We start from the raw sequence: 19,586 nt of genomic DNA on the forward strand, positions 1-19,586 counted from the left end.
GCGGGTAATTATTTAAACACAAAAATACTTTCATAACAACCAATGCAATAAACATGCTTTTATTATTCTAATCTATGTATGATGAAGCTATTATCGCATTTCTTAAATCCAATTTTTGGATAGTAATCCATTGCTGCAGGTACTGACAGTAATAACAACATAGACTCTCGTCCAACCCATTCTTTGGTTCGCCTTATCAGTTCTTTGCCTATTCCTTTTTTCTTATAGTCGCTTAACACTGCAAGGTCAGCCAGATAATAACACCAAACAAGGTCTGTAACAGAACGGGCAAGCCCTACCAGCAAGTGATTGTGCCACGCGGAAACAAAAAGGCTGCTGTTGTTAATCATCTGCTGCATCCTTTCCCTGTTATCCAATGGTCTTGGTAAACCTGCGTCGCTATAAAGCGCAATCATCTCGTCTGCTGTAGGTATTTTTCACAGCTATATTGTATCTCCATATACCAGTTGATTTTTTTTCATCTTATAAAAGATATAATCGGTCAACAGTAGTTTAAGTCCGGCTTTCCTGAATGCTGCTGCTACCTGTCCGCGGTGATAGGTGGAATGATTGATAACGTGAAATAAAATTTCGTTCAGGTAGTTCACATACATTGTGCCATTAGTATTCATGTATTGAATCTCCCGGTTGCCATTATTTTCTTTTGCAACGGCAAGCGTATGGCTGTGGTTCTTTTGGTTGATAAAATCAAAGTCGTCTATCCTTTGTATTTGCCAGGGTGTGAATTCAGGTCGGCGATTATCAATTTTGCAATTCCAGATTCTGTGCACATTTAATATATGGCTGAAAATTTTTATAGCGTTTCCAGGCACCCGCTCGTATTGTTGCTGCATAGCTGCAATCAATGCATGATTGCATTGATAATTGTAATTAATAGTATCCCCCAGATCAATCTTCATATGTATAGTTTTTTGTCACATGATCAAAATTGTACCGGGATCCTCTTTATAAATATTCGTTGTTGAATGATTGGTGTATTTTTTTGAACCGGCCTGAATAACAATAAGCAACTGCCGTTGCGTCGCACTCTTGTACTGCTGTAAAAGTCGCAGCAGTACAAACATTTTTTTTGAAGTAATAGCGGTTATTCGCCCCATGCAGTAACAACGATTGTTCTCCCGCCCCCATGGTTGCGGTGTTCGCATAGATAAATCCCCTGCCAGGTACCCAATGCCAACACGCCGTTGCTTACCGGGATTGTTACAGAAGAACCCAGTAGCGAAGCTTTGAGATGTGCAGGCATATCATCTGCACCTTCGTAATCATGCTGGTAATCCGGGTCATTTTCTTTTACCGTTTTATTAAAGAACATTTCAAAATCTTTTCTTACCGTAGGATCTGCATTTTCGTTAAGGGTAAGCGACGCTGAAGTGTGTTGTATAAATACATGACAGATTCCTGCAGTAAGCTCCTGCAACTGTGGAACCGCTTTTATTACTTCATCAGTTATCAGGTGAAAACCTCTCCTTCTTTGCGCCAGTGTAAAGGTCTGCTGAAAAAATTTCATAGATCGTTTTCAGTTTGAAGTTTATTTGATGAGATGAATATTCTGAAAAAAGCATATAGCAATAATACCATCATATTTTTCCTTTTAGTTTTTGTACCGAAATTTTCTTTAATACTACTTCCTTTCTTTTCTGCCATCGCTCTACCTTATGGGGATAGAAAAGATATTTGCCATGGGATTTTTAAGGTTTAATGATTTCATCAATGCATTACTAATGCAGCTTACTGTTGTATTTTGTGCAAAGCGTTTCTGCCCCTTGCAAGTTGGTTAATATGGTTTTGATACCAGCATTGATAACAACAAGCTCTTTTATAAACAGGTTTTGACGCTGGTACAACGTTATCAGGCGGTCATAGAATGTCATGTGCAAGGCATGCGTTTATTCGGCCGCGTATAGATGACCGTAGCTGAGACCCAATCTTTATTGCTGATAGTATCTTCTGCTTTGTTTATACTTTCTGCAGTTGAAAGGATAGCTTTCATTTATTGGTGCTTGTCAAGCCAGGCAATGATATCTGCCCGTATTGGTCCTGCTATCCTGATGGCATCAACAATTTGCTGGTGAGACATGTCGGGGTATTGCTTGTGCAGGTATTCTACTTCTGACGGGTCATTGGAATCAACCCTTATCCTGTCCTGCTGGCTTGTTTGATCTTTATTATCTGCCATAACATTGTTTTACTTTTTACATACAGAGATTGGGCCAGTTATTGGAGCGTGTATTGCTGTTATAATCAGTGGTATGTATTTTGAAATGATATAGTAAAATAAACTGTCATGAGGAACAAATTGATGATTTATATTAAGGGGAATGAATACCTCGTTACACCGGTGCCGTCTGCATCAGTGCCCGGCAAACAGGAATTTATAATAGAAACAAACTGCGAATATCTTTTCACTATTGCCGAAGAGGGGAATTATTGGGACATTGTGGACAAAAATGTAGAACCATTAGATGATGCGCATATTCAACAGATAGGTGCGGAAATTGAAAAAAATGCAGCGGCAGAAAATGGGTAAATGTTGATCACAATTAATTCCGGTGTATTCCTGATCAGGGCATTTTAGTAATAACTGATGAGCCAAAAGGGCTTTTATATTTTCTTCTTTCGCCAAAATATCTTAAGCATATTGCTTATGCAAGAGCAGCAATATTGCGATACAATAAACGCACCGCCCTTAGCTAAAAATATTCCTGCAAATTCTTTAACGATAACCTGGATACCTGCACAGTTCAATGCAAACAGCGCTGTTGTTCTTAAAGAACAACGTGTAAATAATACCACGATTATGCAATGGTCCGCGTTTTGCAATAGATTACAATAAATGCTTATTATATGAACAACACACAACAACAAAAAGACGGCACTGTTCAACGCACTAAAGATGTGATAGATATAGATGCAGTGGTGCCTGATGACAAAAGGGAAGAAGATCTTATTACTACAGATTTTGCAGAAGCATTAAAAAATGAAGAAGGAAAGAAAGCACCATTATCTAAGTTTCCTAATGACGAAAACAAAACAGATAATGATGAGCCGGAAGAAGAGAAAAAGAAATAATATGCCGCTTGCACTGCAACGTATCCTATCACGTTTCTGAGAAAAGTCCTGCATAAATATCTGTTATTGCAGGGTCCCATTTTAGCTCGCCTCAAGATATTTTGTGTCATGTCCTAACATAGTGGTGTATACCGTTCCGTTAATTGATGAAAGATGATTACGTTATGCTTTGGCACAACTACACTGCGCTGCAAAGATTTAGCTGCATATTGCGCCAGTGACTACCATACTTATACCATTTGGGAAAAGAAAGTGCACTTTATTGTATTTGCCAGAGATCAGTAGTTGTGGCATCTTCGTTGTGTCACTCACTTGTACGTTTGGTTATTTATGCAACTACAGCACTCATTTGTTATACGTTCATTTTTTTCTTATTTCCTCAATTGTGTATTCATATGCCCGTTTATCTAACTGCAATGGTTTCTTCTTATTATCTGCCCACACCTTTGTAAATGCAGCCCCGTAATAAAAAATAAATGCGGAATAAAAAACAAACAATAATATCAACACAAAAGAGCCTGCGGCACCAAATACTGTTTTCAAATTACTAAAGGTTAGAAGAAGTCCTAATATAATCTTTCCGATTGTAAACAAAATGCCGGTAAACAATCCACCGGTAAACGCAACCTTCCATGAAGGGTGCGCATTAGCGAGGTATCTAAAGACTATCGTAAACCAGCCAGTTACAATTACTACAAATACCAGTTGGGAAATAATTTTATACAATAGAGAATTAAACCCGCTCCAGATGTCGTCTAAATAACTGGCTAACAATGCCTGCAAAGCCGAAGCCAGTAATTGTGCAAAAAGTAACAGACCGGTAAATACAATTATCGCTACTGATTTTATTCTTAGCGTCAATCTAAATGTAATACCTGGCTTGGTTTCAAGTTTTATATTCCATAACTGGTTTAGTGAATTGCTTACTACAGAAAATAATGTAGTAGCAACAAATATCAAAAAAAGAAATCCGCCGATTGTAATAAGCCAATTATGTGCAAGCTCCTGAAACCCCGTTAATATCTTATGTATTTGTTCAGTGCCTTCTTTACCGAGCAACGATTGAACCTGTGAAAAAAGCTTAGTACTTACCTGTACGGGATTAAATAAAAGCCCGAACAATTGTATAAGAATAATAAGAATGGGAGGCAAAGCAAATGTTGTGAAAAACGCTGTAGCCCCGGCAAGACGCAAAGGATCATTACGTTTAAAAACGAGATATGTTTTAGTAAGAATGATACCTGCATCTTTAATTCGCATTAGATTGCTGATATAAAAACTATGCCATAGAAAAATTGACAAGGTCTGTTAAACATTAGAACCACACGCAAAAAATCTTTTAAGCAAACCAACTACCCCCATTGTTTACCATGATTGTCTCAAACTGCCAACTTGTTTGTGCGTTACCGGCAAGACGAAGTATTATCGCAATTATAACGATACATGTAAATTTTGTTTTCATAAAGCAGGTTTTCTAACAAGTTATAAAAGATTTGGTAGGTATAAAAATCCAGATTAACAGTAATTGAAATATTTTTTGTTGACAGGCTTTGGTAGGTGTGGCAGCAGTACTTGTGTCACTCACTTGTGCGGTTGGTTTTAATGGCAGCAAACTATTTGCATAATTGTAGGGCACAGGAAGCTAACGCACAAATCTAACACCTCATTCGTGCGCCAACATCTTATATTCTTAGGCTTCTACTTAACTGGTGTTGGTGCGTCTTTAAAGTTTTTGTATTTGCCCAAAAGTCGCCCGATGAAGTAAGTAAAAGGAATAATTGTTTTTTTTACGAATGATGGGATTTCCGGAATGTCGTATTCACTCCTATATTTTGTAGTTAAATATGCTCCGTCAAATGTTTCAGGTTGCCCTTTACCCGATTTGTTTTGTGCTCCATACAAAACAGTCATGAAAAACACGAAAGAGTTTGCCGGTGATACCCAACCTTTGGCATGCAGGGGCTCTCCCTCTGCCCAAAATTTATGCGTTGAGCCTCTTTTAAGCAGAACGCTTTCACCGGCTGTTAAGTATTTGGGTTCTTGTCCAAAATATTGATAACCCATTTTACCTGAAACCACAGTAAGTTCTTCATCCTGCTTTAAATGGGTGTGAAAAGTTGGACCACATCCCGGTTCAACGAACCCTTCAAAAAATACTTTGTCGTCACTATTTGTTTTTTCTTCTTTTAGAAAAATTATTTTTTCACCAATGCTGTTTTCAATTGTGTGGGGGTAGTTGTATGTCATTTTTCTAATATTTTTTATGAAAATACAAATATTTGGACAATGTCCAAAAAAGAAAAAACATATTTTTGGACAATGTCCAACGATCAGTTAAATACAAGGGAAAAAATTCTCAACAAAGCGCTTGAAATGTTCAACGCAAAAGGTGTTGAATATGTAGGGTTAAGAGAATTGGCAGCCTCTCTTGATATGAGAGTAAGCAACATCACGTATTATTTCCCAACAAAAGATAATTTGGTAAATCAGCTTTCACTGGACCTGAACAAGTTAAACTCTGAATTTCTTGTGCATGATAAAAGTATAACCATGCATTCGTTTCTTGCGATGCTAAGAAATGTTTTCAGAAACCAGTTAAGGTATCGTTGCATGTTGCTTAGTATTGTTCACCTGATGGAGCAAAACAAAGAGATGTCTGTGCGTCATAAGAAAACCCAAAAGGATAGAAATGCTACGCTAAGGGCTAATATAAATTCACTCACTGAGTCAGGTTATCTAAAAGTTTATGATGAAAACGAAACAGAGTATTTAGTGTCAACTATTGCGCTGATTGCCCGGTTTTGGATCTCAGAGGCAACTATATCATTTCGTCAATTGAGTGCTGAAGATCAACTCAATTATTATTTGTCGTTGGTTGGAAAGCTCTTGTCTTCATACGCTACCACAAAAGGCAAAAAACAAATACAATTATTTCTTAGAAAGTTGAAGGAGCCATTGTCAACATAGCATGACCGCTAAAGTTAGGGTTTGTCGATTTTGCTATGTGGCAGGTGATCACCATGTATACATACAATGACCATTATCCATATATACAATTGCTATTGGTAAGCAAGCTGTATGTTATTTGTGAGGCTGCGGTTGTGTCACACACTTGTACAATTGGTTACAATGGCAGCAGAAAACTATTTGCATAATTGTAGCAGGGCACAGGAAGCTGGCGCACAAACCTAACACCTTATTCCTGCGCCAGTATCTTGTTTATGTTCTTAGGTTAGCGGAGACTCGCTGAGTAAGGAACACAACTTTTGTGCGGGTTCATGAATTTTCACGCAACTTTTGAGAAATGCGTATTTTCTTCGCTTATTATGCTCTCATGATCTTCAATCCGGATCTGCACGCGCAGAATATACCTGAAGTAATAAGCAACAACGAAAGCCGCAGGAATGCTGATTGATAGCCAGGTAGCCAAATCTCTTGAAACTCCCTGGAAATTTTTATAATAACGCAGGTAAGCACTCAGCCCAATTATAATTCCGGCTATTGCTGCAAGAAGATAGCCCAGGATGCATTGCCATATCCATTTTGTTGGAGATTTTACCAGCGGTTTTAACTGTATAGCATTGATGATGCCGATTGAAAGGAACATGAACAAAATATCAAACGGAACGAACAGCGTATAATAGCCAAGCCAGAATACCCACGGTGTAAAGAATAGAAATGGCCAGATGTTTGACAGGGTTTTCTTTTTGCCCGCCATTTCAAAGGTTTTGTTCTGCATTCTTGCAAGAAAGAAAACAAAAATTAATATAGATATTGTATGCATGATAAACTGTGGAGTTGTCAACAGCCGGTCATGGTCGCCGGTAAACCCATGTGCAATCAGTGGATGCAAAAAACCTAATAATCCGGGATAAATAACCAGGTTGCCGGTTACCCACTTTTTTAAAAACATGCTTTTAACTGATCTCATAGATGTGTGATTTTTAGAATACAAAATACCTTCACTTTGCGCGCTGGAAAAAGCATCTTTTCTTCCTAAAATGATATATTTTGCGACATGGGTTTACAAGGAACAGTCATTCGCACCATTTTTCAAAATGCTACTTCATTTGGAACGGCTTTCGATACACTTTGCCGGATGTCGGGCATTAACGCTGAAGAGATAGGTGATTCAGAAAACATGGTTGAATGGGAAAAAGCTGCGCTTATATGGGTGCCACTTTTAAAGTTAACGGATGATCCTTTGATTGGCCTGCATATAGGCATCGGCACCAATAAGCTGCTTCATGGAATGGTTGGTTTTTTAATGCAAAGCAGTAAAGATATTGACCAGTGCCTTCAGATGTTATGCCGGTATGGCAATATGGTATCGCCTATGGTTGAATACAGTTATACTATGCGCGATGTAGCCATTCTTGAGGTACAGCAGAATAAGATGTGGCTGATGAAACATCCGGAACCGGCAAGGCAGGCTAATGATTTTTTATTCGCGGCAATGGTTAATACATTCTTTGCACTTACAGGTAAGCATCTTATTCCTCAAAGGATTGAACTGGCTTATAAAATGAGGGAAATTTCTAAATACAGGGCATTTTTTGGCTGTGATGTACTTTTCAATAAAGATTCGAACCGTATTATTTTAAGTAAAAAAGATGTAGACACCGCTATACTCACCAGCGACCAATCCATGTTTCATTTATTCAACTCAATTGTAGCTGATAAGCAGGCACTGTTGGCAACCAACAGTATGAAAGCAAATTTAAAACAGGTGTTATTTATGCAGTTCAAAGGAAGAATACCTTCCATTAACGAAGCAGCTTCCGCATTACATATAACACCACGCAGCCTTCAACGAAAGCTGCTGTTGGAAGGAACCACCTTCCGCGATGTTGCGGGAGAAATAAGAAAGGATATTGCCCTGCAATTAATGCAAAACCAGTCAATAAAAATATCCGATATATCAGACATTTTAGGTTACTCAAACGGTGCTGCATTTAGAAAGGCCTTTAAATCATGGACAAACGCAGCCCCACGTGCAATCAGAAAGGTGCAAATGTAAACAGTGATCAGGGCGGTACGTAAACAGGCATATATTACCTCCTCATCGATCTTTCATATTTTTCCGAATGTCCTTGCTCACGCACACATGGTTTTGTAAAGAGGCATTGCAGAGAAGCAAAGAGCATCTGTTATTACGGTAAGGGGATAATATTATTATATTATGGCATCTTGTTATTATAGTATAGTTATACATGTTATTACAAACACTCCCTCTTTGTCTGTAACAAATAAAGAATATTCATTACTAAGCTTTTGGTTATAGTGGCAACTGCGGTTGTGTCACTCACTTGTACGGTTGATTTTAATGGCGGCAGAAAGCTATTTGCATAACTACAGCAAAGGCACAGGAAGCTAACGCACAAATCTAAAGCCTTATTTCTGTGCCAACAGCTTGTTTATATTCTTAGGCTAACTGTGACACCAGCCGATAGAGCTTAGTTGTGTTACTGGTTAATTAAATGATGCATTTACGTTCTACCGGCGGTGTGTCCTCACCCGCCGGAATGGTTGGGTAATTACGGACACCGACCGATAGAGAAATACAATTATTTCTTGGAAAGTTGAATGCGTGATTGTCATCATAGCATGACCGCTAACGTTAGGGCTTGTCGGTTTTGCTATATAGCAGGTAACCACCATGTATACTACAATGACCATTATCTATAAATACAATTGGCTTTTAGTAGGTAAGCTGCAGGTTATATGTGAAGCTTCCGTTGAGCAATTTGCGTGTCGGAGCAGCAAATTGGAACACTTGTACAGTTGGTTCTTTATGCGAAAGTCAACTCGTGAAATATAAAAATTTTTATTTTAGAGTATGCTCACCCAAAAAGCAATACCATATAACAGTGGTCATTTTTTTATAACCTTCACTTGTTTTGAATGGCTTCCGCTAATTGAATTAACCAATAGCTATGATCTAATCTATAATTGATTTGATTATCTTAAAAGTCAGGGACATTTTATAACTGGCTATGTTATCATGCCCAATCATATTCATGTAACAATTGCATTTTCTAAAACTAATAAGAGCATCAATAAAATTGTGGGTGATGGAAAAAGGTTTATTGCTTATGATATCATCAAACGATTGAAAGATATTAAGCATGAGATATTATTGAGTAAGCTTGAAAATGCAGTTAATTCAAAGTGACCTGGCAAGGGGAAAACTTCATGAAATATGGGAAGATACATTTAACTGGAAGCACTGTTATGGTAATGATTTCATCGTTCAAAAGTTAGAATACATGCACAATAACCCTTGTGCTGCTAAATGGAAGCTTGCGATATTACCAGAGGATTATCAGCATAGCTCAGCTCGATTTTACATTACTGGTAAACAAGATCATTATGAAGTATTGCACTACCTGGAATTAGAAGATATTGATTTGACTTAACGCAGAACTTTTAAGGCGAGTCTCATGTGTGTGGAATTGTGCATAGCGGACTCGCCGTTTGGTTATCATATGCGGCGAGTGCCACAAAGCCAACACACATAGTTGTCTGACACTCGCCTGAGAACGTGATTATTTGGAGACTCGCGGAGTAAGTAAGGAAGCTGCATGTTATTTGTGAGGCTGCGGTTGTGTCACTCACTTGTATAATTGGTTACAATGGCAGCAGAAAACTATTTGCATAATTGCAGCAAGGCACAGAAAGCTAACGCACAAATCTAAAGCCTCATTGCCGGGCCAGCATCTTGTTTATATGCTTAGGCCAGCGGGATGTGGACGCTAACCGCTGGGAAGAATACCTTTGTAACAATTCAATTTGTTTGTGTACCTATTTTATTTTGTCAATCTTTGTATAACTAAAATGATTGCAGCAACCATGCGTATAAAACCTCACACACGTATACTTGGCATTGCATTAAGCTGCTCTTTATTTGCTGCTTGCAAAGGCTTAGCACAAACCAATATACCATCTCTAAAAGAAGTGTTTAAGTATGATTTCCTCATTGGTGCAGCGCTTAACACACAACAGATAGAAGAAAAAGATGCAGGCGCCGTTGCATTAGTGCCACAACAGTTCAATGCTGTTACGCCAGAGAATGTCATGAAAGCTGCAATTATTCAGCCCGGGTGGAACGACTATAATTTTACAATTGCAGATGAACTGGTAGATTACGCATTCAAACATAACATGAAAATAAATGCGCATACGCTTATATGGCATAACCAATTGCCGGCATTTATGCGGCACATGCAGGACGCAGATTCTGTAAAAGCATATTTTCAGAACCATATTACTACAATCGCATCAAGGTATGATGGCAAAGTGTATTCATGGGATGTAGTAAATGAAGCATTGAATGAAGATGGTACATTGCGCAACTCTGTTTTCCTCCAAAAACTTGGTGAGGATTATATAGTAGAAGCTTTTCGCCTGGCACAAAAGGCAGCACCACATACAAAGCTCTACTACAATGATTATAATATTGAACAGCCTGCAAAAAGAGCGGGTGCCATCGCACTCATCAAAAAAATACAAGCTGCCGGTGTGCGTATTGATGGTGTAGGTATCCAGGGGCATTGGAAATACAACACTGTTCCCATGCAGGATATAGAAGAAAGCATTAAAGCATTTGCTGCATTGGGTATCGAAGTAATGTTTACTGAACTGGATCTTAGTGTATTACCCAACCCATGGGATAGCAACACTGCAGAAGTCAGCAACACTGCAGAAGGCAATGATAAAATGAACCCATATCCAAAAGCAGTTCCTGATTCCGTTGCGGCAGCACAGGCAAAAGCCTATGCAGACTTATTTAGTTTGTTTTTAAAATATCATCAAGCCATAACACGCGTTACATTCTGGGGCGTCGCAGATGGCGTGTCCTGGCTAAATGGCTGGCCCATTCATGGCAGAACAAATTATCCATTATTGTTCGACAGGCAGTACAAACCAAAAACCGCATTTTACAGTGTTATTAAAACAAAAGTAAATTAACTGCCATCTGTGATTCATTGCTACAGCCTCTCTTCTGGCGCAGGTCTGTAGCATTGCCATGTGCGTTGGCTGACCTGTGACATTTGGTTAATTTTTTTTCGGTCTCCGCAGAGTCTCCTGAAAGGGACTCTGCGGGTTATGTTGAGTACATTTAATTATGTATCTTAACTATTATGAGTGTGAGAAGACAGATATCAGAAAGCAATGGTATTTACTTTATCACATTTACGTGTGCAAGATGGCTACCACTATTCCAGGTAACTAATGGTCACCAGTTGGTGTACGACTGGTTTAACTACCTTACAGCAAACGGCAATTATATAGTAGGGTATGTTATTATGCCAGAGCATGCGCATACAATTATCGCATTCAGGCAATCATCAAAAAGTATCAATACCATTATTGGTAATGGTAAAAGATTTATGGCTTACGGTCTTGTTGATTTATTAAAGCAAATAAACAGTAAGGATACACTGCTACAACTTTCATCATGGGTTAATGATACTGACAAAAAAAGAAAGAAACAACATGAAGTATTTGAACCATCTTTTGATAAGAAAGAATGTTACACAACAGATTTCATTTTACAAAAACTGGATTATATACATTTAAATCCCTGCAGGTATAAAATACCATTAGCCGATAAGCCGGAAGATTACCTGCATAGCTCTGCAAAATATTATTTGACCGGAGAACAAGGTATCTATACCGTAACACATTATGCAGCTTTGCAGGATATTGATTTAACAGCACCGCTATGAATACCGCAGAGTCCCTTGACATCGCAGGAAATTATTTTTAGATAGCCATCTGCATTACTACTATGATGCTTTTGTTGTGTCACTCACTTGTACGTTCGGTTCTTTAATGAACAGAATCGATGTTCTCGCAGAGTCTCAGCAGGAACTCTGCGTTCTGTTAACGTTGAGCAGGGAGTGTATATAGTAATGCATTGTGCATCGGGGGCACATCGGTTAAACTATAACTCAATGAATACCGCAGAGTCCCTTGCAGGAGACTCTGCGGAGACTGAAATTGGAACACTTGTACGTTCAGTTCTTTCATGAACAGGAACGATGTTCTCGCAGAGTCTCCGCAGGGACTCTGCGTTCTGTTAACGTTGAGCAGGGAGTGTATATAGTAATGCATTGTGCATCGGGGGAACATCGGTTAAACTATAACTCAATGAATACCGCAGAGTCCCTTTCAGGAGACTCTGCGGAGACAGAAAGCTAACACACAAATCTACCGCCTCATTCCTGCGCCAACATCTTGTTTATATTCTTAGGCTAGCTGTGCCAGCAGCTTGCTTATATTCTTAGGCGAGCGGAGGTGACTTCTTATCTTTATATACTCGTATAATTTTCAAAATTATCATCTTGATCCACAACTTCTTTTTCATTTGAAAATTCAGCAAACGAATTAACTAGTTCTGCTCTTATTCCATATAAAAAGAAGTATAAGTTAACTTGACACTTTTTATTAATCTCAAGGGACTTTGAAGCTTTGTTTAAGTACATATATTGACCTAGATAAGGAATTAATATAACTTTCTTTCCTCGTTTGTTTAATTTTACAAAACCTTCAAATACTTGTGGTTGTCCCGTGTCGGCGTCTAACCAAGCTCGATTGAAATCTGGGCTAAGAAAATGGAAATTTCTACTTATACCTTCTAAATAGGAGTGTGCATATTTGAAATTTTTATTATAGCATTCGGCTATAAAATTGAAATAATCATATTTTAGTTCTTCTGTATCTTCAATTTCAGGATTTTGCTTGATAAGCTTGAAAAATTTTAAACGATATTTGACTATATGCAGATTCCTTCCGTAAAAAGTGAAAAGTGTTTTCAATACAAAATTATTGTGAGTATACATTTCTAGTTCTTCGATTATATTTTCAAACTGATATCTATTATCAAGATCAAAATAGAAATTAAACAATAATATTAAGCCATAGGGTCTTGCATCTTCTGTTCCAAATTTATCTTCTACATATTTTAAATATTCTTCTTCATTTGCTTCAAATTTATATTTTGATACGTATTTATTTTGTAGCTCACGAATACGATTTAAGTTATCATAAACGGTTTTAGTTGCAATATCAAAAAGTTCATCAATCTTGATTCTTGTTTTCAACTCTTCTACTTCATTGAGTTTTAAATTGTCTAATGACCATATCTCTAAATTTATGGTGTCAACAAAGCTAAAGGAGGAGCAAGGATCTAGCCTTCTTTTAATATCTAATAAATCACGAGCCTCGAAAAGTAAGTTCAAAACTCTATAATCTGGTGAAAAATTATTTTGTTCAAAATATAATTTTGCTAATTCAAAATTTAAAACACCTCGCCTATGAATTAGATAATGATTTCTCCTTTTAAAAAAGGATTCCGCATAAATAATCTTATCTATCGCATATTTTATTTCGTTAATGTTCTTTCTTTTTTGCAAGTTTATCGCATAATGAAGCAAAAAATGGGGATCCTCGGAAAGATTGGGTTCAGCTAAGTCAAAAAGTGAATTAATCTTAAGTTTTGGAAAATAGTTATATGTATCTAGTGCTTTTAAAAAATTTACAATTAATCTGCTGTTCCTCGCACCTAGACCGATTAGTGTAACAATCCTTTTCGCATAAGAATATTTACTGTCCTCGTCTCTTAATATATTGACTATAAGCTTTTGTGAAATCAATGGATGTTTTGTAGTGAAGTATAAATCTGCATCTATATGTTTGGGGTTAGTTGTTTCTTGTAATAAAATCCCCTTCCCATCGATATCAATTACTTCACTTTTAAACTCTTCCCATTCCTTATTTACAACGCTTTTTAATAAACTCGATGGCATTGCAATCTTAAACTGATACAACATTGAAGTATACAAAAAAGCCTCCTGCGCAGTTTTGCCAAGTTGGTCATACGCTTCAGTTAAATCATTTATCAATTTACTTCCGCTAATAAGTTCAGATAACGATATAAAGGAATCACCTTCATATTCTTTAACTATTCTCTTCCTAAGCTCATCTTTTTCTTGAGCATCGCGGTAATTTATTAACTCGCAATTCTTCAGTTTTGATAGTAACTCATTTATTTCCTCAGAGGCGAGCCTAGAGTCGACATTAATAACATGAGCATTAGGTATGTTCTTATCGGCTTTTAATTTTTGAAGCACATTTTCTCTTATACTCGCCAATACAATAACCTTATACTCAGGAGAATTGTCAATGCTGAGTCCAGCTCTTAGATCCAATAATGATTTAAATACTGAATTTATTTCAATGCTGTTTAAGTACAAAAAGATAACGGCGGCTCCAGTTTTTGCAAATAAATCTTTTAAATCTATCGATTTTAGCTCAGCTGGATCAAGTATTTCAAATGCTAATATGGAATTGTCAGCATTTGAAGTCATATTGTTGATAAGTCTATAGGCAAAGGTTGACTTACCAGTTCCAAACGTGCCCGTTAAAAAAATAAGCGGAACAACTCTCGTCCCATTGGATTCAATAATCTGCATGACTTCATCTCGTACTTGTTTAAGTTTGTTCCTTTTTTCGACATCATAATTTCTTTCAATAACATAATAGTTTGGCTCTTCGCCTTTAAAAAAATCTTTTTCAGTAATATGTTTAGACTTGTAATGTTCGTTAAGTTGTACAAGATTGTTATCTACCCTTCTAAATATTTCCTTATTTACCAGATAAATCGGACTATCATTAATGTTGGTATAATAATTTTTTTGTTGAACTTTTATGAGTTTTCCTTTTTCTTCTTCCCATGCTACGTATTGATCAAAAAATTCTGTCATACTTGCTTTTATCACACAGATATTGTGTTTTTGATACCATGGAAGAGATTGTTCATTTACGTAGGGGTCAACATTGTAAAATAGTCTTCTACCTCTGAAATCGAGGTTATCGATTTTTTGAAGCAATTTTCTCGCAAAAATGTCTTTGTAAGAATAACCGATCGAAATAAATTTTATTTTATCCGAAGGGTTACTTAATGGCTTGAGGACTACTTTATAGTTAGTTTCAGCTTTGTGAAAATCATCTGTAGAAAAAACAAGAGGATAAGCCTTTTTGTCCGAAATGCAACCATTTATCTTGTAATAAATAACTTGGTCGTCTGAAGCCCAGTAATAATATTCATCTTTGTTCTTGAGTGTTACCAACTTTAAATTTTCGAAGGTTGTGCCCTCGATTTCTTGAAATGCTCTCTCGACTAAAATATCGTAATTAGTAGTGATTATAGCTTTCCAATTCAATTTGGCTATAGTTCTATGTCCTTCATTCGGTCTTAATCTTCGTAAACAATCGTCAATAAAGTTGTCAAATTCGTTTCGAGAAAATTTAGGATTTGCAGAAAGTATGTCGACAAATTCAATTAAGTCATTAGTATTTAAATCTATTGATTGTTTAGCTTGATAAAGGTTAATAATATCTTGCCCTAAAAATTTATTATCTTCTGTAACTGAAGCACCAGCACCAAGAAACAGGACCGCATTTCGTTCCTTAATTGTCCTAAAAATATCTTCTATTCTATCATCAACTTTATAATTGAAATTGAGAATGTGAAAACTCATAGTCTATGTTATTTAGGTTTATAATTGAAATAAGTGAAGGTTAATAAATAATAATAGGACACAGTACATGGTAGAAGCAGACATTCAAAATAAACATATGAAGCATTAAACCGATTCAAAAGTCGTTTAAAAAATATGTACAATGTTTTTAGAGATATACAATATGAAAAATTCATGCTAGCAAGCAACCTTTCGGGTTGACGTTCTAAGATAACTTTTTTTGCTATAACCATAAAGCTCATGTACCAATATTAAATGTCCCTAAAAATAACACAGCATAAGAGTGCGACGCAACAGTCGATGCCATGAAATACAAATGCCGGCTACCAAAAAATTTTTCTCTACTCTTCATCACTCACCTCTCCATTTGTTAGTTCGGGTAAAAGCCTCACCCTCGTTCCCTCTCCGGTGGGAGAGGGAGGTCGAACCGTAGTAATACTATTTTTCTTTTGTAATAACATATCTGCTTTTGTTCATTGTTCATCAGGTTCTTCCTGTAAATCTTCTGTTGTTATTGGTAAGATTTTATGTGCTTCTTCCGCTGGCAAAGCATCTACATTTCTTAATCTTTTTTGTATGGCTCTTGTGCGTACGCCTGCAACATGCTCTAACTGGTCGAGCCCGGTTTGTATGTTCTTCTGTGCTTTATCGAGTAAGCCGCTGAAATTGCCAAACTCTGTTTTTACGGCACTGAGTAACTGCCATACTTCGCCGCTGCGCTTTTCTATGGCGAGTGTGCGGAAACCCATTTGTAAACTGCTTAAGAAGGCGGAGAGTGTGGTGGGTCCGGCAATGTTTATTTTGTATTCGGTGCGGATGCTTTCGAACAGACCGGGTGTGCGCAAGACTTCTGCATATAAACTTTCGAAGGGCAGAAAGAGTATGGCAAAGTCTGTTGTGTTTGGCGGATCGATATAACGGTTGCAGATGTCTGCGGCGCATTTTTTTATGCCGCGTACAAATGCTTTGCGGCTTTCTTCTATGAGTGTGGCATCGCCATGCTCGTATGCCTGCAGCAGCAACTCAAAATCTTCTTTGGGAAACTTGGAATCTATGGGCAGCCAGAGTGTTTTATCCTGCGTGCCGGGGAGTTTTACGGCAAACTCTACGAGTGCATTGCTGCCTTCTTTTGTTTTTACATTCTTTGCATATTGTTCTGTGGTAAGTATTTGCTCGAGTATGTTCTCGAGTTGATACTCGCCCAATACGCCACGTGTTTTTACATTGCTGAGTACACGTTTGAGATCGCCAACACCGGTGGCAAGTTGCTGCATATCGCCTAAGCCTTTGTGCACGGCTTCGAGGCGTTCGCTTACGAGTTTGAAACTTTCGCCGAGACGTGCTTCTAAAGTTTGCTGCAGTTTTTCATCAACGGTAATGCGCATCTGCTCAAGCTTTTGCTCATTGCTTTGCTGCATGGCGGTAACCTTTTGTTCGATGGTTTGTCGCATGCTGTCGAGCTTTGTGCTGGTGTCTGTGTTTTGTTCGCTTTGTTTGTTTAGTAGTGCAAAGAAGTTATCTTTTTGTATGCTGTTGAGTTCTGTAATGCTTTGTGCAAGATCTTTCTTGAATGTATTGAGTGCTTCTTTTATTTCGGTGCGGCTTGCAGTTGCATTGTTGTTATTGCTTTCTGTGAATGTCGTGAGTTTATGATCGATGGTTGTGGTGAGATGATTGAGTTTTTCTTCGAAAGATTGTAATGATTGTTGTAACTCTTTCCTGGCGAGTGCAGATTGTTCGAATGTTTCTTTGCGGTTGGCTGCTATTTCTGTTTTTACGGATTGTTCTATGCGGCGCACTTCTGTTTGCAGCGTGCTATTAGAATTAGAAAATACTTTGATGAGAATAATGAGTAATAATATTGCAATTATAATAAGAAGAATTAATTCGGTAGTCATGTTGGTAAAGCAACCTTTAGGGTTGTAGGGGTAAGATAGAAAATTTCTTATTTATTTTTTTGTTTTTTTCCTGCTCTTTTGGGTTGCTGTGTTTTTGGCAAGTTGTTATTTACTTTTTTGTCTTAACACAAAAAAGTAACAAAAAAAGTCAAGAAAGAAAAGATACACAACACTTTTCTTTCTTTTCGCTTTGATGTAGCTGAAGTGCTACTGTGAATTCAACAATTGAACTTTAGTGTGCAGTTTCAGGATTTGATCTTCGCACTTTATACAAAAGACCTGAGCTTTTTATTGCAAAGGTTTATTTGATTTGACAACGTAATGTGTAGCGTTGGCAAGGCAAAATGCACGGAAATCGACGAAGGAGATTCGCGAACACCAAAATAAAATAACAGATAATGTGAGCAACGATCATGTGGTCCTTGATTTTTTGGTTCTTTTGCATCAAGGCAAAAGAACACAAGAAAAAAACTTTTGATGGAAATATTATTTGCTTTTTTTATTTCCGTACTTTTTCTCTTGAAAGAAAAAGTAACAAAAAGTTCAAGAGCGAATGATGTACAGCAATTATCTCGTGATCTGCTATTTTTATTTGCCTCGATGAATGCTTCGCATTTCGTTCATTGTTTCTTGATTAGGCTTTTGTACTACTGTGGTTTCAGCAATAGAACTTTAGTGTGCTTGTTCCAGGATTTCAATCTTCGCACTTTATGCAAAAGACCTTAACTCTTTTTCGTGAAGGTTTATTTGATTTGAGAACGCAATGTGTGGCGCTGGCACGGACCAATGCGCGGAAATCGACGAAGGAGATTCGCGAACACCAACAACTAAAATAAAAGATGCCGTGAGCAACGTTCATGTGGTCCTTGATTTTTTGGTTCTTTTGCCTTGATGCAAAAGAACGGAAGAAAAAAACTTTTGAGGCAAATATTATTGGTTTGCGTAAAAAAGATCAGGAAAGAGTCGATATCTTAAATAGAAGATTTTGCCGAAAAGAAAATCTTAAAGCCATTTTGATACCACTATGCCGCGCTGGTAACGTTCAGTATTGTTGTACAATGCGTTTAACCTTTTACACCGGCATAAGCATTATGATAGTTCAAAAAAAATTTGCCGTTTATTAACTGTATAAATGCATTTATTACCTGAAAAGGGAAAGTATTTTGTCAAAACGGGAATTTCCACAACGCATTGAGTTACTATCTCGTTGATTTTCAGGTATAAATTTTTAAAAAACTCATTTGGCATGTTTTTAGCAAATTACCTGGTCAATAAAACCCGATCCTTTTAAAAACAAACATTCTATTCTTATGAAAATGCAATTTGCGAACCCGGTACCCAGACAGGAAAATGCGACATACGTAATGCACCTTCCTTATATTATTCACCATGAAAGAATAAAAGCAACACTTGAAGACAAAGGATTTCAATTGTCTGTCAAAAGAATATTTGATATTCTTGCTTCTTCCTTATTAATTATTTTTTTTGCGCCGATTCTGATCATTGTTGCTGCTATCATTAAACTTACTTCCAAAGGAGCCATTCTTTATTCCAATGAGCGTGTTGGTTTACACGAAATAAATTTCAAATGCTATAAGTTCAGGTCTATGGTTGAAGATCAGAGCAGTAAAACAGCTGACCATACAACTGCGCTTGCTGAGCAGGAAAAAGGTATTCTTCATAAAGTAAAAAATGACTCCCGCATTACATGGATCGGTAAGATCATCCGTAAAACAAGTATAGATGAGCTTCCGCAATTATTCAATGTTTTGAAAGGAGACATGAGTATTGTTGGCCCGCGGCCTCTAGTACCTTTTATGCTGAAGCACCTGCCTGAGTTTAAAGAAACACGTTGTCTTGTGAGACCAGGCATAACAGGGTTATGGCAGATACGCGACCGGGTTAATAATACGAGAGCTGAATATATGATGGAGCATGATACAAGGTATATAGAGAAATACAGTTTATTGCTGGACCTTAAAATATTGATAGAGACACCAGTAGTTGTCATTACGGGAGAAGGCGCTTATTAACAAAGAAAGATGATTAA

17 protein-coding genes and 1 pseudogene are annotated in these 19,586 nt (G+C 37.3%); 8 read left to right on the forward strand and 10 right to left on the reverse strand.

All coding sequences use genetic code 11. The annotated features are described in order from the left end of the window. Positions 1 to 62: 62 nt before the first annotated feature. The 4 genes from FRZ67_RS11440 to FRZ67_RS11455 form a co-directional block, all read right to left on the reverse strand. Positions 63 to 416, reverse strand: a complete 354-nt coding sequence (locus tag FRZ67_RS11440) for a GNAT family N-acetyltransferase (protein ID WP_147189689.1) — start codon at positions 414 to 416, stop codon at positions 63 to 65. Positions 417 to 443: 27 nt separating this feature from the next. Beyond that, a complete protein-coding gene (locus FRZ67_RS11445; protein ID WP_147189690.1) occupies positions 444 to 920 on the reverse strand; it encodes a DinB family protein in 477 nt (158 codons plus the stop codon). Between the two features lie 185 nt (positions 921 to 1,105). Next, positions 1,106 to 1,528, reverse strand: a complete 423-nt coding sequence (locus FRZ67_RS11450; protein ID WP_147189691.1) for a secondary thiamine-phosphate synthase enzyme YjbQ — start codon at positions 1,526 to 1,528, stop codon at positions 1,106 to 1,108. A gap of 483 nt (positions 1,529 to 2,011) precedes the next feature. Further along, positions 2,012 to 2,197 carry a DUF3606 domain-containing protein gene (locus FRZ67_RS11455; RefSeq protein WP_147189692.1) on the reverse strand — a complete coding sequence of 62 codons (186 nt, stop codon included), beginning with the start codon at positions 2,195 to 2,197 and terminating at the stop codon, positions 2,012 to 2,014. 108 nt (positions 2,198 to 2,305) lie between these two features. Here FRZ67_RS11455 and FRZ67_RS11460 point away from each other — a divergent pair, with 108 nt between their 5' ends. Both FRZ67_RS11460 and FRZ67_RS11465 read left to right on the forward strand, forming a co-directional pair. After that, positions 2,306 to 2,548, forward strand: coding sequence for a hypothetical protein (locus FRZ67_RS11460; protein ID WP_147189693.1), 243 nt, complete (start codon positions 2,306 to 2,308; stop codon positions 2,546 to 2,548). 317 nt (positions 2,549 to 2,865) lie between these two features. Continuing rightward, the gene (locus tag FRZ67_RS11465) at positions 2,866 to 3,090 is read left to right on the forward strand and encodes a hypothetical protein (RefSeq protein ID WP_147189694.1); all 225 of its coding nucleotides are present in this window, start codon (positions 2,866 to 2,868) and stop codon (positions 3,088 to 3,090) included. A 360-nt stretch (positions 3,091 to 3,450) separates the two neighbouring features. On the opposite strand, the gene FRZ67_RS11470 is transcribed toward FRZ67_RS11465, so the two are convergent. The 3 genes from FRZ67_RS11470 to FRZ67_RS11475 all read right to left on the reverse strand — a co-directional run bounded on the left by FRZ67_RS11470 (position 3,451) and on the right by FRZ67_RS11475 (position 5,337). Then, a complete protein-coding gene (locus FRZ67_RS11470) occupies positions 3,451 to 4,350 on the reverse strand; it encodes a YihY/virulence factor BrkB family protein (protein WP_147189695.1) in 900 nt (299 codons plus the stop codon). A gap of 79 nt (positions 4,351 to 4,429) precedes the next feature. Continuing rightward, the gene (locus FRZ67_RS23770; RefSeq protein WP_262713668.1) at positions 4,430 to 4,552 is read right to left on the reverse strand and encodes a hypothetical protein; all 123 of its coding nucleotides are present in this window, start codon (positions 4,550 to 4,552) and stop codon (positions 4,430 to 4,432) included. Positions 4,553 to 4,788: 236 nt separating this feature from the next. Next, the gene (locus tag FRZ67_RS11475) at positions 4,789 to 5,337 is read right to left on the reverse strand and encodes a cupin domain-containing protein (RefSeq protein ID WP_147189696.1); all 549 of its coding nucleotides are present in this window, start codon (positions 5,335 to 5,337) and stop codon (positions 4,789 to 4,791) included. A gap of 39 nt (positions 5,338 to 5,376) precedes the next feature. Between FRZ67_RS11475 and FRZ67_RS11480 the strand changes: the two genes are divergently transcribed. Further along, positions 5,377 to 6,057 (forward strand): TetR/AcrR family transcriptional regulator, encoded by a 681-nt coding sequence (locus tag FRZ67_RS11480; RefSeq protein ID WP_147189697.1) that lies wholly within the window; start codon positions 5,377 to 5,379, stop codon positions 6,055 to 6,057. Positions 6,058 to 6,376: 319 nt separating this feature from the next. Here FRZ67_RS11480 and FRZ67_RS11485 read toward each other — a convergent pair whose 3' ends face one another. Next, positions 6,377 to 7,021: a hypothetical protein gene (locus tag FRZ67_RS11485; RefSeq protein WP_225975580.1), complete on the reverse strand. Its 645-nt coding sequence runs from the start codon at positions 7,019 to 7,021 to the stop codon at positions 6,377 to 6,379. Between the two features lie 87 nt (positions 7,022 to 7,108). Between FRZ67_RS11485 and FRZ67_RS11490 the strand changes: the two genes are divergently transcribed. The 4 genes and pseudogenes from FRZ67_RS11490 to FRZ67_RS11505 all read left to right on the forward strand — a co-directional run bounded on the left by FRZ67_RS11490 (position 7,109) and on the right by FRZ67_RS11505 (position 11,822). Further along, a complete protein-coding gene (locus FRZ67_RS11490; protein ID WP_147189698.1) occupies positions 7,109 to 8,110 on the forward strand; it encodes an AraC family transcriptional regulator in 1,002 nt (333 codons plus the stop codon). Positions 8,111 to 9,067: 957 nt separating this feature from the next. Then, positions 9,068 to 9,265 (forward strand): annotated as a pseudogene (locus FRZ67_RS11495) (hypothetical protein); the annotation flags it as partial. 677 nt (positions 9,266 to 9,942) lie between these two features. Further along, positions 9,943 to 11,061: an endo-1,4-beta-xylanase gene (locus tag FRZ67_RS11500; protein ID WP_147189700.1), complete on the forward strand. Its 1,119-nt coding sequence runs from the start codon at positions 9,943 to 9,945 to the stop codon at positions 11,059 to 11,061. A gap of 179 nt (positions 11,062 to 11,240) precedes the next feature. Continuing rightward, positions 11,241 to 11,822 carry a hypothetical protein gene (locus FRZ67_RS11505; protein WP_147189701.1) on the forward strand — a complete coding sequence of 194 codons (582 nt, stop codon included), beginning with the start codon at positions 11,241 to 11,243 and terminating at the stop codon, positions 11,820 to 11,822. 585 nt (positions 11,823 to 12,407) lie between these two features. On the opposite strand, the gene FRZ67_RS11510 is transcribed toward FRZ67_RS11505, so the two are convergent. Further along, complete coding sequence (locus FRZ67_RS11510) at positions 12,408 to 15,638, reverse strand: SIR2 family protein (RefSeq protein ID WP_147189702.1); 3,231 nt, start codon at positions 15,636 to 15,638, stop codon at positions 12,408 to 12,410. Positions 15,639 to 16,111: 473 nt separating this feature from the next. Next, complete coding sequence (locus tag FRZ67_RS11515) at positions 16,112 to 17,536, reverse strand: DNA recombination protein RmuC (protein ID WP_147189703.1); 1,425 nt, start codon at positions 17,534 to 17,536, stop codon at positions 16,112 to 16,114. A 1,310-nt stretch (positions 17,537 to 18,846) separates the two neighbouring features. Between FRZ67_RS11515 and FRZ67_RS11520 the strand changes: the two genes are divergently transcribed. Beyond that, positions 18,847 to 19,569 carry a sugar transferase gene (locus FRZ67_RS11520; protein WP_147189704.1) on the forward strand — a complete coding sequence of 241 codons (723 nt, stop codon included), beginning with the start codon at positions 18,847 to 18,849 and terminating at the stop codon, positions 19,567 to 19,569. The last annotated feature ends 17 nt before the right edge of the window (positions 19,570 to 19,586 follow it).

The sequence above is a fragment of the Panacibacter ginsenosidivorans genome, assembly GCF_007971225.1.
GTDB lineage: Bacteria > Bacteroidota > Bacteroidia > Chitinophagales > Chitinophagaceae > Panacibacter > Panacibacter ginsenosidivorans.